The following is a 14642-nucleotide window of genomic DNA, read 5'->3' as shown; positions in this document are numbered from 1 at the left end:
TCACCCCCCGCTCACCCGGGACGCCGGGCCTGGAGGCTCGCATGGACGATCTGGCGTACTTCAGCGACACCGTCTTCGTCGAGAACACCTGGGTCGCCGCCCACGCGACCGCGCGGATCGACGTCGTCTCGGCGGCCACCGAGGAGGTCATCGCCTCGGTCCCGGACGCGGACGGGACCGATGTCGACGTCGCCGTCGGCGCCGCCCGGCGGGCGTTCGACGACCCCGCCGGCTGGGCCGCGTGGGCACCCGACCGGCGGGCCGGCGTGCTCGACCGCTTCGCCGACCTGATGACCGAACACGGGGCCGAGCTGGGCGACCTCGTGACGCGGCAGAACGGCATGCCGACGTCCATCGCGGCGCTCTCCGAGGCGCAGGCCCCCGCTGCTCTGCTGCGCTACTACGCCGAACTGGCGCGCACGACACCGCTCGAGCAGGAGCGGACCTCGCGCACGGGCGGGACCACGGTGGTGCGTCGGGTACCGATGGGCGTGGTCGCAGCCATCGTGCCGTGGAACTTCCCTCAGACCCTCATCTTCTTCAAGCTCGCGGCCGCGCTCGCCGCCGGCTGCACGATCGTCCTGAAGCCGGCGCCCGAGACGGTGCTCGACGCACGCGCCACGGCGGCGCTGGGACGGGAGGCCGGGCTCCCGCCCGGCGTGCTCAACGTGGTCACCGGCGGCACGGCGACCGGTGAGCTGCTCGTGCGACACCCCGGCGTGGACAAGGTGGCGTTCACCGGCTCGACACGAGCGGGGCGGTCGATCGCCGAGGCGTGCGGCGCGTTGCTGCGCCCGGTCACCCTGGAGCTCGGCGGCAAGTCCGCCACGATCATCCTCGACGACGCCGACCTCGCCTCGGCGATGGCCCCGTTGTTCGCCTGCACCCTGGTGAACTCCGGCCAGACGTGCATGCTCGGCACCCGGGTGCTCGCTCCGCGCAGCCGCTACGACGAGGTCGTCGACGCGTTCGCCGGCCTCGCGTCGTCGCTGCCGGTCGGCGACCCCCTCGATCCCGCCACCATGATCGGCCCGTTGGTCAGCGCACGGCAGCGCGAGCGGGTCGAGGCCTACCTGGAGATCGGCCGCACGGAGGGCAGGCTGATCGTCGGCGGTGGCCGACCGGCCGACCTCGACCGGGGCTGGTACGTCTCACCGACGGTCTTCGCCGACGTCTCGAACGACGCCACCATCGCCCGCGAGGAGATCTTCGGCCCGGTGCTGTCGGTGATCCCCTACGACAGTGACGCCGATGCGGTGCGCATCGCCAACGACTCCGAGTACGGGCTCGGTGGCAGTGTGTGGAGCGCCGACCCGCAGCGGGCACGCGCCGTCGCGACCTCGGTCCGGACCGGCTCGATCGGGATCAACTACTACGACATCGACCACTTCAGCCCGTTCGGCGGGTTCAAGTCCAGCGGATACGGCCGGGAGCTCGGCCCGGAGGGTCTCGCGTCGTACCAGCAGCTGCAGTCGCTGTATCTCAGCTGACGGACGCGTGGGGGCGACGCGTGGGGGCGGAGCACCCCGGGGGGCGGTCAGGTGTTGCGGGGGAAGCCGAGGTCGAGTTCGCCCGATCCGCCACGTCGCGCGGGGTCGGTCCAGCGTGTGGTGACGACCTTGCCGCGGGTGAAGAAGTGCACGCCTTCGGTGCCGTGGGCGTGGGTGTCACCGAACAGCGAGTTCTTCCAGCCACCGAAGCTGTAGTACGCCATCGGTACCGGCACCGGCACGTTGACCCCGATCATCCCGACCTCGACCTCGTGCTGGAACCGCCGCGCCGCGCCCCCGTCGTTGGTGAAGATCGCGGTCCCGTTCCCGTACGGGTTCGCGTTGATCAACGCCACGGCCTGCTCGTAGGTCTCCACCCGCAGCACCGCCAGCACCGGCCCGAAAATCTCGTCGGTGTAGATCGACATGTCGGTGCGCACGTGGTCGAACAACGTCGGCCCCACGAAGAACCCACCGTCGCTTCCCTCGGGCCGCTCCGCGTCCGGGATCACCCCGCGGCCGTCGACCACCAGCCTCGCCCCCGCCGCCTCGCCGGCCTCCACGTAGGCCGACACCCGCTGCTGGGCCGCGCGGGTCACCAACGGACCCATGTCCGCCCCGCGGCGCCCGTCCCCGGTCACCAGCCCCCGGGCCCGCGCCTCGATCTTCTCCACCAGCGGATCCCCCGCCGGCCCGACCGCGACCACCGCGGAGATGGCCATGCACCGCTCCCCCGCCGACCCGAACCCCGCGTTGACCACCTGATCGGCCGCCAGGTCGAGATCGGCGTCGGGCAGCACCACCGCGTGGTTCTTGGCCCCACCCAGGGCCTGCACCCGCTTGCCGTGCGCCGTGCCCGTCTCGTAGACGTACCGCGCGACCGGCGTCGAGCCCACGAAACTGATGCTCTTCACCTCGGGATGGGTCAGCAGCCCGTCCACCGCCACCTTGTCCCCGTGCAGCACGTTGAACACCCCGTCGGGCAGCCCCGCCTCACGCCACAGCTCGGCCATCCAGAGCGCCGCCGACGGGACCTTCTCCGAGGGCTTGAGCACCACCGTGTTCCCCGCCGCGATCGCGATCGGGAAGAACCACATCGGCACCATCGCCGGGAAGTTGAACGGCGAGACGACCCCCACCACCCCCAACGGCTGGCGCACCGAGGACACGTCGATCCCGGTCGAGGCGTTCGCCGTGGCCGAGCCCTTGAGCAGGTGCGGCATCCCGCACGCGAACTCCACCACCTCCTGCCCGCGCGCGACCTCCCCCGCCGCATCGGAGAGCACCTTGCCGTGCTCGGCGGTGATGATCCCCGCGAGCTCGCCGGCGCGGGCGTTGAGCAGCTCCCGAAAGGCGAACAGGATCTGCGTGCGCCGGGCCAGCGAGGTGTCACGCCACCCCGGGAACGCCTCCCGCGCCGCCCCCACCACCGCCTCCACATCCGCCTCGGTCGCGAGCGCCACCCGACGCGACACCAGGCCGGTCGCCGGATCGGTGACCTCACCGAAACGCTCGGTCGTCGACTTGAGCACGGCGCCGCCGGCCCAGTGCTGCAGGGTCTCCATCAGGGGTTCCTTCCCGGTGCGGGCGCCGTGCCGGAGCGCCACCGTTCGACGATCTCGCGGGCCGCGGGGTAGTCGGGCTTGCCGTTGGGCCCGCGGGGCACACGATCCACGATCACGACGTCCTTCGGGGCCTTGTATCCCGCGAGCCTCGCCTTCACGTGGCGCACGATGTGCGCGTCCTCCGGGGGCGTCTCCCCCCGCGCGCTCACGACGGCCGTGACGGCCTGCCCCCACTGCGGGTCCGGCACTCCGACCATGAGGGCGTCGAGCACATCGGGATGGTCGAGGATCACGGCCTCGACCTCCTCGGTGAAGACCTTCTCTCCGCCGGTGTTGATGCACAGCGAGTCCCGCCCCAGCAGCGCGACCATCCCGTCGTCGGTCACCGTCGCGCGGTCGCCCGGCAGCGCCATACGGACACCGTCCACGTCCACGAAGGTCGTGCGGCTCTTCGCGCTGTCCTTGTAGTACCCGGCCGGCACGCGGCCGGCGACGGCCAGGCGCCCGACCGCCCCGGCCCCGGGACGCACGGGCACGCCGTCGTCGTCGAGCACGGCCACCCGCGGACTGAGCGCGAACCGGGCCGTGGGTGGGATGTCGCCCTTCGTGGCGACCGACCAGCCCAGGCCGAAGCCCTCCGACGAGGAGAACCCGTCGACGATCGTGGCCGACGGCCAGTGCTCGAGCAGGCGACGCTTGGACTCCTCGGACAGCATCGCGCCGCTGTTGAGGACGTCGCGCACCGAGCCCGTCGCGCGCCGCCCGGCGTCGCGGTCGAGGGCGTCGGCGATGCGGTGGGCGAACACCTCGCCGCTGATCGCCAGGCTGCTCACACCGTGCTCGTCGATCGCCGTGAGCAGTTCGTCGGCGTCGAAGCCGGGATCGAGCAGCGAGACGACGCAGCCCGCGTCGTACATGGTGATCAGAGCCCCGAACAGTCCGGTGCCGTGCATCATGGGGCTGGCCGAGACGTGCACCCGTCCGGGGCCGTCGACCTGCGTCCCGATGCTCTCCGGACCGGCACCGAGGTCGAAGGCGCGGGGCCCCACCTCGTCGATCTGCTCCAGCATGTCGACGCTGCGCCACATGACTCCCTTGGGCAGTCCGGTCGTGCCGCCGGTGTAGAGCAGGAACAGGTCGTCGCCGTGGCGACCCCACCGGGAGCGGACCGGGGTCCCACCGGACGCCGAGGGCGCCGACGCCGCGGCCTGCTCGTAGGGCACGGCCCACGCGGGGCAGGGGTCGGTGCCGTCGTCGACGTGCATCCACGTCCGGATCCGCCCGGCGCGACCCCGCAGCTCCTGCACACGCTCGGTGAACGAGCCGTGGAAGACCACCGCGGTGACGTCGGCGTCCTCCCAGAGATGGAGGAGCTCCTCACTGCCGTAACGGTAGTTGGTGTTCACGGCCGGAATGCCGATCTTGAAGGCGGCATGGGTCACCTCGGCGTACTCGGGGCCGTTGCGCAAGTACTGCGCAACGCGGTCGTCCGGGCCGAGCACCTCGTCGAGCAGGGCCCCCGCGACGCCGTCGGCCCGCTGGTCGAACGCGGACCAGGTGAACCGACGCGACCCCTGGATCTGCGCGGGCGCACCGGGCAACCGGCGGGCCAGCGCCTCCCAGACGTCGGCCAGGTTCCAGTCCGCCGTGTGACCAGCCATCTCCGCTCCCTGATGCGTCAGCCGTTGACCTCAGTTGCAAAACTTATAATACTTTGAAGGTCGAGAGGAGACCGCGTGAACGTGGCAGACGTGGCGGCCGACGGCGGGGCCCGGACTCGACGGGGCCGTCGTCGTGAACTCCCGAGGTCGATCGCCCGTGTCCTCGACCGGGCCGTCGCCGAGCGCCCGCAGGCGGCCGCGGTCTCGGCGCGCTCGGGGACGCTGAGCTACGCGGAGCTCGATCGGGCCGCCGACCTCGCGGCCGGGGCGTTGTGGGAGTTCGGCGTCCGCCCCGGCGATCGGGTGGGCGCCTGCCTGCCCAACGACCTCGACATCGTGGTCGCCTTCCATGCCGCGCAGCGGGTCGGTGCCGTCTGGACGGGGATCGGAGAAGGACTCACGGCCTCCGAGCAGGGGGCGCTCGCCGACGCCGCTCGCCCCACCGTGGTGCTGGCCGGTCCGGCCTGCCGGATCGAGGGGGGTCGCGTCGACGGCGGCCGCGTGGTCGAGGCCACCCGCTTGGTGCGGCCCGACCGCGAGCCCGCGGCCGCACCACGGATCCCCGAGAACCTCGACGCCCCGGCCGCCATAGCGTTCACCAGCGGAACCACCGGCACCCCCAAAGGGATCGTGCACAGCCAGCGCAACCTCCTGCTCCCCGGGGCCGTGCTGGTGGAGACCCGTGGCTGGGGCCCCGAGCTGCGCAAGGGGGACACCTTCGCCCTGACGATCCTGAACATGATGGTCCTGACCACCCTGCTCACCGCCCAGGCCCAGGGCTGCGCGGTGGTCGGTGACGTGCGCCGCGCCGACGATGTCGCGGCCTGGATACGTGCCGAGCGCGTGGAGGTGTGGAACGGGGCGCCTGCGCAGGTCTACGACCTCGCCCGCTCCCCCGGCCTCGACACGGGCCCGCTCACCGAGATCTGGAGCGGCGGCGGCGACACCTCGGCCCAGCTGCGCGAAGCCTTCGCTGCCGCCCACCCCGGCGTCGACCTCCGGGCGACCTATGGACTGACCGAGGCACCGAGTGTGGTCTCGATCGACCCGGCCGACCCGCTGTCGGCGCCGCCCACCGGGAGCAGCGGACGGGTTCTCCCCCACCTCGACGTCGCCGCGTACGACGACGAGGGACACCGGCTGCCGCCCGGAGAGGTCGGCGAGCTGCGCGTGTCCGCGAGCACCACGGGGGACCGTGCCGAGGTGTGGACCCCGATGCTCGGCTTCTGGCGAGACCGCGAGATCGTGCCGCCCGAGGCCGGGCCGACGCCGACGGGCGACGTCGGGCGGGTCGACGCCGACGGGTGGCTGACCGTGGTCGACCGTCGCAAGCTCGTGATCGTGCGCGGCGGCGCGAACGTCTACCCGGCCGAGGTGGAACGCGTGCTCGCCGCCCACCCGGGCGTCGCGGCCGCCGCGGTCCTCGGCGTCCCGGACGAGCGGCTGGGCCAGCGGGTCGCCGCGATCGTCCAGCCGGTCGACCGACGCGAGGCCGACTCGGTGCTCGCCGACCTGGCCGACCGGTGTGCCGAGCAGTTGGCCCGCTACAAGATTCCCGAGCAGTGGCGCACGGTGGAGCAGCTGCCCACCAACGCCATGGGTAAGGTGCTGCGCACCGAGCTGCCCGCACTGCTCGACCGCTGAGTGTTGCTCGCCGGCACCGCGGGGCGTCGCCACCCGTGGCTCACGTCCCCACCGGCTCGACCCCTGCGCTGTGGCGCCGCGACCCGTCGTCCGTTCGCGACCGACGACCTCGACCGTCCCGGTGGGACCTCCGCCGGTCAGTCCGAGGACGCGACGGGATCGGCGGTTTCCGTCGGCCCGCAACGGCCCGGACCCGTGACCGGCCGGTCGGCCGTCGCCTCGGTGAGACGCCCGCGGGTGCGCGGGCCGAACGCCACGACCGCGCTGAGGAGAAGAGCCGCCCCGGCCAGGTAGTAGGCGGCGCCGCTGAAACCGCCCAGGGTGACGGTCAGGGCGATGAGCGGCCCGCTGGCGATGCCGGCGACCCGGGCCACGCCCGCCGCCGACCCGTACCCGACACCGCGGACACCGGTGGGGAACAGCTCCGGCCCGTAGGTGTAGAAGACCGCGGTCAGTGCCTGCGTCCCGCCCGCGACCAGTGCCCCGGACACGATGAGCGCGACGGGGTTGCTCACCGATCCGAAACCGAAGACGACCGCGGCCAACAGCACGCCGAACACGATGATGACGAACTTGCGCTCGAATCGGTCCGACACGAACCCGGCGATCAGCGCTCCGAACGGTGCGCCGAGAATGATGATAGCCGAGAACAGGAGCGCAGTACGGGTGTCCAGTCCGAGCTCGGACAGCAACGTCGGTGTCCATTGATTGAACCCGTAGCTGACCAGTGTCAACAAGGCCAGCGCGGTGGCGAGAACTGCGAACCGACCCGGATACTTCTGCAGAACGGACGTCAGTGATCCTCGGTCGGAGGTCGGCACGGCGGTCGCCTCCTCCGTTTCGGGCAAGGGCGACGATCCGCTGCGCGCCTCGCGCTCGAGTCGGGAGACGATCGCGTCGGCTTCGACGTGTCGACCTCGGACGACGAGCCAGCGCACGGATTCGGGAACCGCACGGTACGCGAGCATCGCCACGAGCCCCAGACCGCCGATGGCGTACAGCCAGCGCCACTGCCCGGGTCCGGAGGGGACGATCACGCTCGCGAGGAACGCCACCGCAGGGACCGCGAACAGGCCCACCCAGATGACGACCGCGACGTAGCGTCCCCGTCGCTTCGGCGGCAGGTTCTCCCCGACGTAGATCATCGAGGTCGCGAGGACGGCCTGGATACCGACGCCGGTGACGAACCGGGCGATGACCAGCCAGGTGAAGTTCGGGACGAGGGCCGTCAGCAGCGAGGCGATACTGAACACGAGGAGCCCGCCGAAGACCACCGGCCGGCGCCCGATCCGGTCGGCCAGCCGACCGCCGACCACCGCACCGACAACCATCCCCACGAAGGTGCTCGCGGTGCCGAGGCTGATCTGGCCGACGCTCAGTCCCCATTCCTCGCGCAGCGCGGGAGCCGTGTACCCGTACAGAGCCTGCTCCGCGGCGTCGAAGAAGAACAGGACACTCATGACGACCAACCATGAGCGCTGAGATCGCGTCGCCACGGGAATGCGATCCATTCGGGCCAGCACGGACGATCCGGTGGGCGAGGGTGGCGTCATCGTCTCGTGATCCTCACTCTATGGACGGGCCGGCGAAGAGATCGCGCGCAGAAATCACACTCGGCGCGTACCCATCCGAGCGGTTGGTTAAGTTTCGTCCGTTTCCGCCGTGACGTCAAGCATGGTTCCCGTCCCGGTGAGCAACGCTTCGGGAAGGTCCACTTCTCGCGTCCGCAGGAACTCCCCCAGCCCTTTCGCCTGCGGGTCGAGGAGTGCATTCGACGAGGCGCCCGCGCCCAGCGCGGGTCGGTCGCTGCGCACGAGGTCGACCTCGACGGCGTCGAAACGCTGCCGGCCGCCGAGTCTCGCCCACAGAGCGTCCTGCAGGAGCTGGGCCTTGGCCTCGACGTCCGGCGCAGGTGAGCCGGACCCGGTCCGGGCCGCCGCCCACGAGCGCAACCGAGTCGACGCGGGCCGTCACGTCCGGCGTCGGGTAGCGCGCCGAGCCGATCTCGTAGACCAGCGCGGCGGTCACCGTGTCCGGGGTGACCTGCCCACCGCTGCCGGGGGCCGGCCCGACCGTGAGCGCGGCGTCGGTGACCCGACCGCAGACGACGACGTCCTCGTCGCATCGAGTCCGAGAAGCCCGACGAGCTCGCGCAGCCGCGTGGCCAGCCCGGCGGGGGCGTCGGTCACCCGAGGCATACTCTGGGGGTGACGACGAGCCCGGCGGGGGGAGCCACCCCGCCCCCGCTGGGGCGCCGGGCGGAGCTGGTGGACATCGCGCGGTCGGTGTTCGCTCGCACGGGATACAGCCAGACGTCCCTGCGTGACGTCGCCGACGCCGCCGGCATCCTCACCGGGAGCCTCTATCACCACTTCCCCTCCAAGGAGGCACTGGCCGCGGAGCTGATCTCGGACTTCCACGCCGACCTCGACGCGCTCGCCCACGCGACCGGCCCGGACACCGGTGACGCCACCGACGACGTCGTCGCCTTCGCGGACGCCGTGGCACGGGTCGCCGAGCGCCACCGCGCGGCGATCCGGATGTCCGCCCTCGACGCCCCGTCGACCGCCGGCCCCGAGCTGCGGGACCTGCTGGGGCACGAACCGGCGGTCCTCGACCGACGCTGGGCCGAGCTGCTCGCGGCGGCCCGAGCCGGCGGACGGATTCGAGCCACCGTCGACGTCGCCGAGCTGGCCACCGTGCTCGGCCGGGCCGTGTTCGACCTCGCGGGCGACATGCAGGTGCAGGAGTTGCGGGCGACGGTCTCGTCGCTGGCTTCGCTGGTGCTCGGCGGGATCGCGAGCGAGCGTTCGGTTCCGACTCGGCTGGACGGTTCGGCGCCGCTGCACCTGGCCGTCGAGATCGCGGCATCGTGGGTGCGCGACGCCGACACACCCCGCGGACGGCGCGCGGAGATCCTCGACGCCGCCCGGGAGGAGTTCGCTCGGCGCGGCTACGCCTCGACCACCATGCGTGACATCGCACACCGGGCCGGGATCCGCCCCAGCAGCCTCTACCGTCACGTCGGGTCGAAGCAGGAGCTGCTCGAGGCGATCATCGACCGCTTCTCGGGTCGGTTGCTCGACGGCTTCGAGACGATCGCGACCGCGCCCGGAGCCGTGCTGGAGCGCATCGACGCGCTGATCAGGTTGATGGCCTCGGCGGGCGAGGTGTTCCGCCCGGAGTTCCTCGTCGTCAAGGACTGGTGGCGCACGCTCGCGCTCACCTCGGCCGACCCGCCGCCGCCGGAGAACGCCGCGCGGCTGCGCCTGGTGGGCGAACTGATCGAGAACGGGGTCCGGGCCGGCGAGCTCGTGCCGCCCCGCGACCCCGCACTGCTGCGCCGGGCCCTGCGCTCGACGCTCTGGGTGCCGCTGGGTGACGGGCCCGAACCCGCCGAGCGTCGACACCTCCTGCTGCGCGAGTGCGTCCTCTTCGGTGCCGCTCCGACCCCGACACCGCGCCCGGAGATCGTCGGCCGACCCGACGGACCGCCACCCGGCTGCTAGCGTCGGCGGGTGCGTCGTGCGGTGGTGCGCCTGGACCCGGATCCCACCGGAGCGCTCGAGGACACCGAGCTCGCCGCGGGAACGGCCGCGCTGGGAACCGTTCCCGACGTCGCTCTGCACGGACGCCGCGGGGCGCGGGATCTGGAGCTGCTGATCCCGGGCGCGGACGCCGCCGAGGTTCGCGCTCTCGCCGTCGGGCACTGCGCCGCCGCCTTCGCCGGGCAGGAGCCGGCGATCCGCTCGGTGACCTTCGTCAGTCGGGGCACCGACGAGGACGCCCTCGGTGTGCTCGCGGCGTTCGGTGTGCGTGCCGGGTTCGAGCGCGTCGAGGAGGCCGGTGAGGAGGTCGCCGTCGTCACCCTGCCTGCCGCGCACCGGCGCACCGTGCCCGAGAGCAGGCTGCACACGGCGCTCGAGGCCGCACTGAACTGTGAGGTCCGGTTGGTCTTCACCTGAGACCGGGTCAGCCCGCGCCGCGCCGGTCCTCGATCTCGACGATGGCGTGCGCGGGGCAGTCGAGCAGCGCCCGCCGGACGTCACCCTCGTCGCCGTCGGCGATCTCGCCGTCGCCGGTCAGCGAGGCGTAGCCCCACTCGTCGAGGGAGAAGACGTGGGGGGCGTACTCGGCGCAGCGCATGAACCCGTCACACACCGTCCGGTCCAGCTTGATCCTCATCCGGGACTCCCCGTCAGCTCGGGCCGGGTGTGCGCCTCCTCGACCGCGAACGGTCGCGGGGCGTCGCCGTGGTCGGGCTCGTCGCAGTGGGCACAGGGACGACGGCGGTGCACGTCGACGGCGGCCGGGAACTCCCGCAGCAGCGAGGCAGCCAGCTGGGCCGCCCCGTCGAGGGTCGCGCAGGCACCGCGTCGACGCAGGAACACCGACCAGTGCCGCAGCCGGTCGAGGTCCTCGTCGGTCGCTCGTGCCGCCCGCAGCGCGGTCAGGACGGCGCTCATGGCCGCGGTGCCGTTGAAGCACGAGCCGCATTGAGCAGCGTTCTCCCGGGCGAAGTAGGCCATCACCCGGGCGGCCACGGCGACCGGGCAGTCCTCCGGTCCGAGGACGACGACCGCTCCGCAGCCCAGGCCACTGCCGGACGCCGACAGCGCGTCGTAGTCCAGCGGCACGGCCCCGCCCGGGGCCCGGAGCAGCCCGGCGAAATAGCCGCCCATGAGGAAACCCGGTGAGCCCTCGGGTGCCCCGCCCAGCACCGCGACCGCGTCGCGCAGCGGTACACCGAAAGGGACCTCGTACAGCCCCGGCGTCGAGCACTCTCCGCCGAGGGTCATCAGGAACGTGCCCGGCGAGCCCGCCGTGCCGACGGCGCGGTATCCCTCGACCCCGAGCCGGACGAGCACCGGGAGGTTCGCCAGGGTCTCCACGTTCGACACGAGTGTCGGTCGCCCGTGCACACCGGACTCGAAAGGTCGCGGCGGCTTGTCGCGGGGCTTCGCGGGCCCGCCGTCGAGGTAGCGCACGGCCGCGGTCTCCTCCCCGGCGACGTATCCGGGCGGCACGCGGACCACGCGCACGTCGAGCTCGTCCGGCGGGTGCTCGACCAGGGCGGCCCGCACCGCACGCTCGGCGGCCGGATCGGAGAGGTAGACGTAGGCCAGGTCCGCGCCGACCGCTCCGGCGGCGTGCCGGACACCGTCGAGGACGAGATGGGGGCGCATCCGCATCAACCAGCGGTCCTTGATCGAGGTGGGCTCGCCCTCCTCCCCGTTGGCGACCACGACGGGCCTGCCGCCGCCCGCCCGGACGGCGCGCATCTTGCGCCCGGTGGGGAAGGCGGCCCCGCCGCGCCCGCGCAGCCCGGCCTCGTCGACGAGGCCGACGAGGGTTCCGGGATCCGCGGGTGCGCGGTAGCCGTGGCGTGCGTACTCGGCGAGCGTCTCGGCCGTGACCTCGGAGCGGACCAGCCTCGGTGATGTGCCGGGGAACGCACCCGTGCGCGGCGTACCCGGCCCGGCGGACCCCATACGATCTCCTCGCTCTGTCGGGGCGCGCTAGGCGCCGACGATGACCTCGCCGTCCTCGACCCGGACCGGGTAGGTGCGGATCGTCCACTCCGGTTTCACGGCCGTGGTGCCGGTGGCGAGCTCGAAACCCCACTGGTGCCAGGGGCAGTAGATCCACTCGCCGGGCTGGGTCAGGGCCGCGCCGCCGGGAGCCCGCGCGTCGGTGACGGTGCGCCCGCCGAGTCGCCCCGCGCACAGCGGGCCGCCCTCGTGCGGGCAGTAGTTCGCGATGGCGTAGAACGTGCCGTTCACGTTGTAGACGCCGACCCCGTGCCGCCCGATGGGCACCACCTTCGACGTCCCGGGACGAATCTCGTCGACCCGGCCGACCACGTGCTCGCGTCCCGCGGGCAGACGGTCGCGGACGGGGACCGGTCTCGCCGGCGCCCCGGCCGCCCGGGGTGCCTCAGTGGACACGCTTCTGACCCTCGAGGGCCGGCACCGTCGCGGGCAGGTCGTAGAGACGGAGACCGTTGGCGAACATGATGGCGTCGCGCATCCCTTCGGGGATGTGCTTGACCACCCAGGAGGGGTCGTCGAAGGTCCAGTGCGGGTAGTCCGTGGAGAACAGCAGCAGCTCGTCGGCCCGCATCAGCTCCATCGCCCGGGTCAGCTCGAGCTTGTCCTCGGGATAGTCCAACGGCTGGGTGGAGAACCAGATGTGGTCGCGGACGTACTCGGAGGGACGCCGACCGAGGTGCGGCAGGTCGCCACGACGCAGCTCGTAGATCTTGTCCATCCGCCACATCAGCGGGAGGATCCAGGTGAAGGCGTGCTCGATCAGCGCGATCCGCAGCGTCGGGAAGCGCTCGAAGACCCCGTCGAACACCAGGCTCATCACCTGGTTCGCCGCCAGCAGCGAGTAGGTGACCATGAAGTCGTGGTTGTAGCTCGGCCACCCGACCGGCGGGCGGGGCGCGTTCTCGTACTGCCCCCGACCGAGGTGGCACGCCACCGTGATGTCGTGTCGGGTGGCCGCCGCCCAGATCGGGTCGTAGCGCGGATCGCCCCAGGACGGCCGGGGTTCGGCGTGGATCAGCACCTGGGACATGGCTGGGTGGCCGGCCCAGTGCTCGATCTCGCGCGCGGCACCCGCCGGATCCTCGATCGCGACGTAGATGGACCCGCGCCAGCGACCGTGCCGGTTCGCGGGCCCGGTCAGCCAGGTCGCGTCGAGCCACCGGTTGGTGGCGGTCGCCGACGCCGACGCCACCTCCGGCACACGGTGGCCCCGGGCGAGGGGTTCCAGCACGGCGAAGTCGCAGCCGGCCTCCAGCACGACGTGGCGGAACGCCATCTCGGGGTCGCTGCCGGCGAAGTTGCCGTCGCCGGGGAACGCGTCAAGACGCATCGCCATCGCGTGTGCGTAGTCGGGCGCGTCGTAGGTGATGGTGTCACCCACCGGGTGCGACAGCAGCGCGTCCCGGAAGGCGTCCGGGACGAACTCGGTGAACTCGCCGATCCGCGGGACGGGATGGACGTCCGAGTCGACCACCCGGACCGGCACCATGCGGTTCGCCTCGGGGACGCGTTCCCGGACCTCGGTCAGGGTCATCTCTGCTCCTTCTCGCGGGGACTCAGGGCTGGACTCAGGACCCGTGGGCTCACGGCTGGAGGCTCACGGCTGGGCCGTGCGTCGTCGGCGTGGCCACCTCGATCCCGTAGAGCGCTGCCGCGTTGCGCCACAGCACCTTCTCGCGCTGCTCGGATCGCAGACCCGCGGTCGTCGCGGCGGGGTCGCCCGCGTGCCAGTGCGGGTAGCTCGACCCGAACATGACCATGTCCTCCTTGCCGGTCATGCCCAACCACTCCGCGGCGACGGCGTCGTCGTCCGGACCGTCCACCGAGCTCGTGACGAAGCGGACGTGTTCCGACAGGTAGTCGCTGGGGATGCGCGGCGCCCACGGTGTCTGCTCGAGGTGCGGGCGACCGAACGTGTCCATCCGCCAGATGAACGGGGTGACCAGGTCCGCGCCGCCGTCGGCCCACACCACCGTCAGGTCGTACTTCTCGAAGACCCCTTCGGCAATCATGTTCATCAGGTGGTACAGGTAGTTCAGCGCCATGAACCCGAGGTACTGCGGGTAGGTCCGGGTGTTGCCCGACGGCGTCGGCGAGACGTCCACCCCGCTGCCCACCTCGATGTGCACGGCGACCGGCAGCCCCGCGGCGGCGGCCGCCGCCCAGATCGGCGCGTACCTCGGGTGGCCGTAGAGATCCCGGGTCTGCAGGGGCAGCCCGATCTGGACCATCCGCGGATGGTCGGACCACCGCTCGATCTCCCGCACCGCCCCGGCCACGTCCTCGACGTCGATCCGGATGGTGCCGCGGAACCGCTCGGCCCAGGTCCCGGCGTCGAGCCAGCGTTCGGCGAGCATCTGGTTGTGCGCTGCCTTGACCGCCGAGTTCAGATGCCGATCGGGCAGGTTGCCGGGCGTCATGGTGTGCACGATCGCGACGTCCACCCCGCGCTCGACGAACAGGGCGCGACCGACCAGTTCCGGATCCGATCCGGCATGACCACCGCCGTCGACCTCGGCGGAGCCCAGGTACTCACCACCGGGCGCGCCGTAGAAGTCCATCTCGTAGTCCGGGATGCCCCGACTCGCGAACGGCTCCCGGAGGTAGCTGCGCAGATCGTTCTTCGAGGCGAAGAACGCATGCACGCTCGCATCGATGAGCGGGGTCCGTCCGTCGGGTTCGGTCATTCGACGTCGCCTCCCAGCGCGACCTAACTTCTGTTCGCAGAGT

The 14642-nt window shown here is 72.2% G+C and carries 13 protein-coding genes; 4 read left to right on the top strand and 9 right to left on the bottom strand.

Translation table 11 applies throughout. From position 1 onward, the window contains the following. Window positions 1-41 precede the first annotated feature (41 nt). Window positions 42-1490: an aldehyde dehydrogenase gene (locus tag AC2A1K_RS24730; protein WP_483898993.1), complete on the top strand. Its 1449-nt coding sequence runs from the start codon at window positions 42-44 to the stop codon at window positions 1488-1490. Window positions 1491-1537: 47 nt separating this feature from the next. Here the strand turns inward: AC2A1K_RS24730 and AC2A1K_RS24725 are convergent, their stop codons facing one another. Beyond that, a complete protein-coding gene (locus AC2A1K_RS24725; RefSeq protein ID WP_483898992.1) occupies window positions 1538-3055 on the bottom strand; it encodes a CoA-acylating methylmalonate-semialdehyde dehydrogenase in 1518 nt (505 codons plus the stop codon). Further along, window positions 3055-4716: an AMP-binding protein gene (locus tag AC2A1K_RS24720; RefSeq protein WP_483898991.1), complete on the bottom strand. Its 1662-nt coding sequence runs from the start codon at window positions 4714-4716 to the stop codon at window positions 3055-3057. Before AC2A1K_RS24720 ends, AC2A1K_RS24725 begins: the two co-directional genes overlap by 1 nt. A gap of 75 nt (window positions 4717-4791) precedes the next feature. On the opposite strand from AC2A1K_RS24720, the gene AC2A1K_RS24715 reads away from it, so the two are divergent. Further along, window positions 4792-6360, top strand: coding sequence for a class I adenylate-forming enzyme family protein (locus AC2A1K_RS24715; protein ID WP_483898990.1), 1569 nt, complete (start codon window positions 4792-4794; stop codon window positions 6358-6360). A 137-nt stretch (window positions 6361-6497) separates the two neighbouring features. Here the strand turns inward: AC2A1K_RS24715 and AC2A1K_RS24710 are convergent, their stop codons facing one another. Further along, window positions 6498-7913 (bottom strand): MFS transporter, encoded by a 1416-nt coding sequence (locus AC2A1K_RS24710; protein WP_483898989.1) that lies wholly within the window; start codon window positions 7911-7913, stop codon window positions 6498-6500. A 115-nt stretch (window positions 7914-8028) separates the two neighbouring features. Further along, a complete protein-coding gene (locus AC2A1K_RS24705; RefSeq protein ID WP_483899024.1) occupies window positions 8029-8664 on the bottom strand; it encodes an acyclic terpene utilization AtuA family protein in 636 nt (211 codons plus the stop codon). On the opposite strand from AC2A1K_RS24705, the gene AC2A1K_RS24700 reads away from it, so the two are divergent. After that, window positions 8568-9869 (top strand): TetR/AcrR family transcriptional regulator, encoded by a 1302-nt coding sequence (locus AC2A1K_RS24700; protein ID WP_483898988.1) that lies wholly within the window; start codon window positions 8568-8570, stop codon window positions 9867-9869. The two genes, AC2A1K_RS24705 and AC2A1K_RS24700, sit on opposite strands and share 97 nt — an antisense overlap. 9 nt (window positions 9870-9878) lie before the next feature. Next, a complete protein-coding gene (locus tag AC2A1K_RS24695) occupies window positions 9879-10325 on the top strand; it encodes a hypothetical protein (protein ID WP_483898987.1) in 447 nt (148 codons plus the stop codon). Between the two features lie 7 nt (window positions 10326-10332). Here the strand turns inward: AC2A1K_RS24695 and AC2A1K_RS24690 are convergent, their stop codons facing one another. Genes AC2A1K_RS24690 through AC2A1K_RS24670 form a run of 5 tightly spaced genes read right to left on the bottom strand, consistent with a single transcriptional unit; the run spans window position 10333 to window position 14599 of the window. Beyond that, entirely contained in the window at window positions 10333-10545 is a 213-nt protein-coding gene (locus tag AC2A1K_RS24690; RefSeq protein WP_483898986.1) for a ferredoxin, read from the bottom strand. After that, the gene (locus AC2A1K_RS24685; RefSeq protein WP_483898985.1) at window positions 10542-11852 is read right to left on the bottom strand and encodes an NADH-ubiquinone oxidoreductase-F iron-sulfur binding region domain-containing protein; all 1311 of its coding nucleotides are present in this window, start codon (window positions 11850-11852) and stop codon (window positions 10542-10544) included. Before AC2A1K_RS24685 ends, AC2A1K_RS24690 begins: the two co-directional genes overlap by 4 nt. Before the next feature lie 27 nt (window positions 11853-11879). Beyond that, on the bottom strand, window positions 11880-12308 hold the full coding sequence (locus tag AC2A1K_RS24680) for a Rieske (2Fe-2S) protein (protein WP_483898984.1): 429 nt from the start codon (window positions 12306-12308) through the stop codon (window positions 11880-11882). Then, window positions 12298-13446, bottom strand: a complete 1149-nt coding sequence (locus tag AC2A1K_RS24675) for an amidohydrolase family protein (protein WP_483898983.1) — start codon at window positions 13444-13446, stop codon at window positions 12298-12300. Before AC2A1K_RS24675 ends, AC2A1K_RS24680 begins: the two co-directional genes overlap by 11 nt. A 49-nt stretch (window positions 13447-13495) precedes the next feature. Next, window positions 13496-14599, bottom strand: coding sequence for an amidohydrolase family protein (locus AC2A1K_RS24670; RefSeq protein WP_483898982.1), 1104 nt, complete (start codon window positions 14597-14599; stop codon window positions 13496-13498). Window positions 14600-14642 lie beyond the last annotated feature (43 nt).

The organism is Actinomycetospora sp. 2LY8.5 (assembly GCF_057180585.1).
Note: the sequence above shows the minus strand (reverse complement) of the source record. Positions and strands in the feature narration are given on the sequence as shown.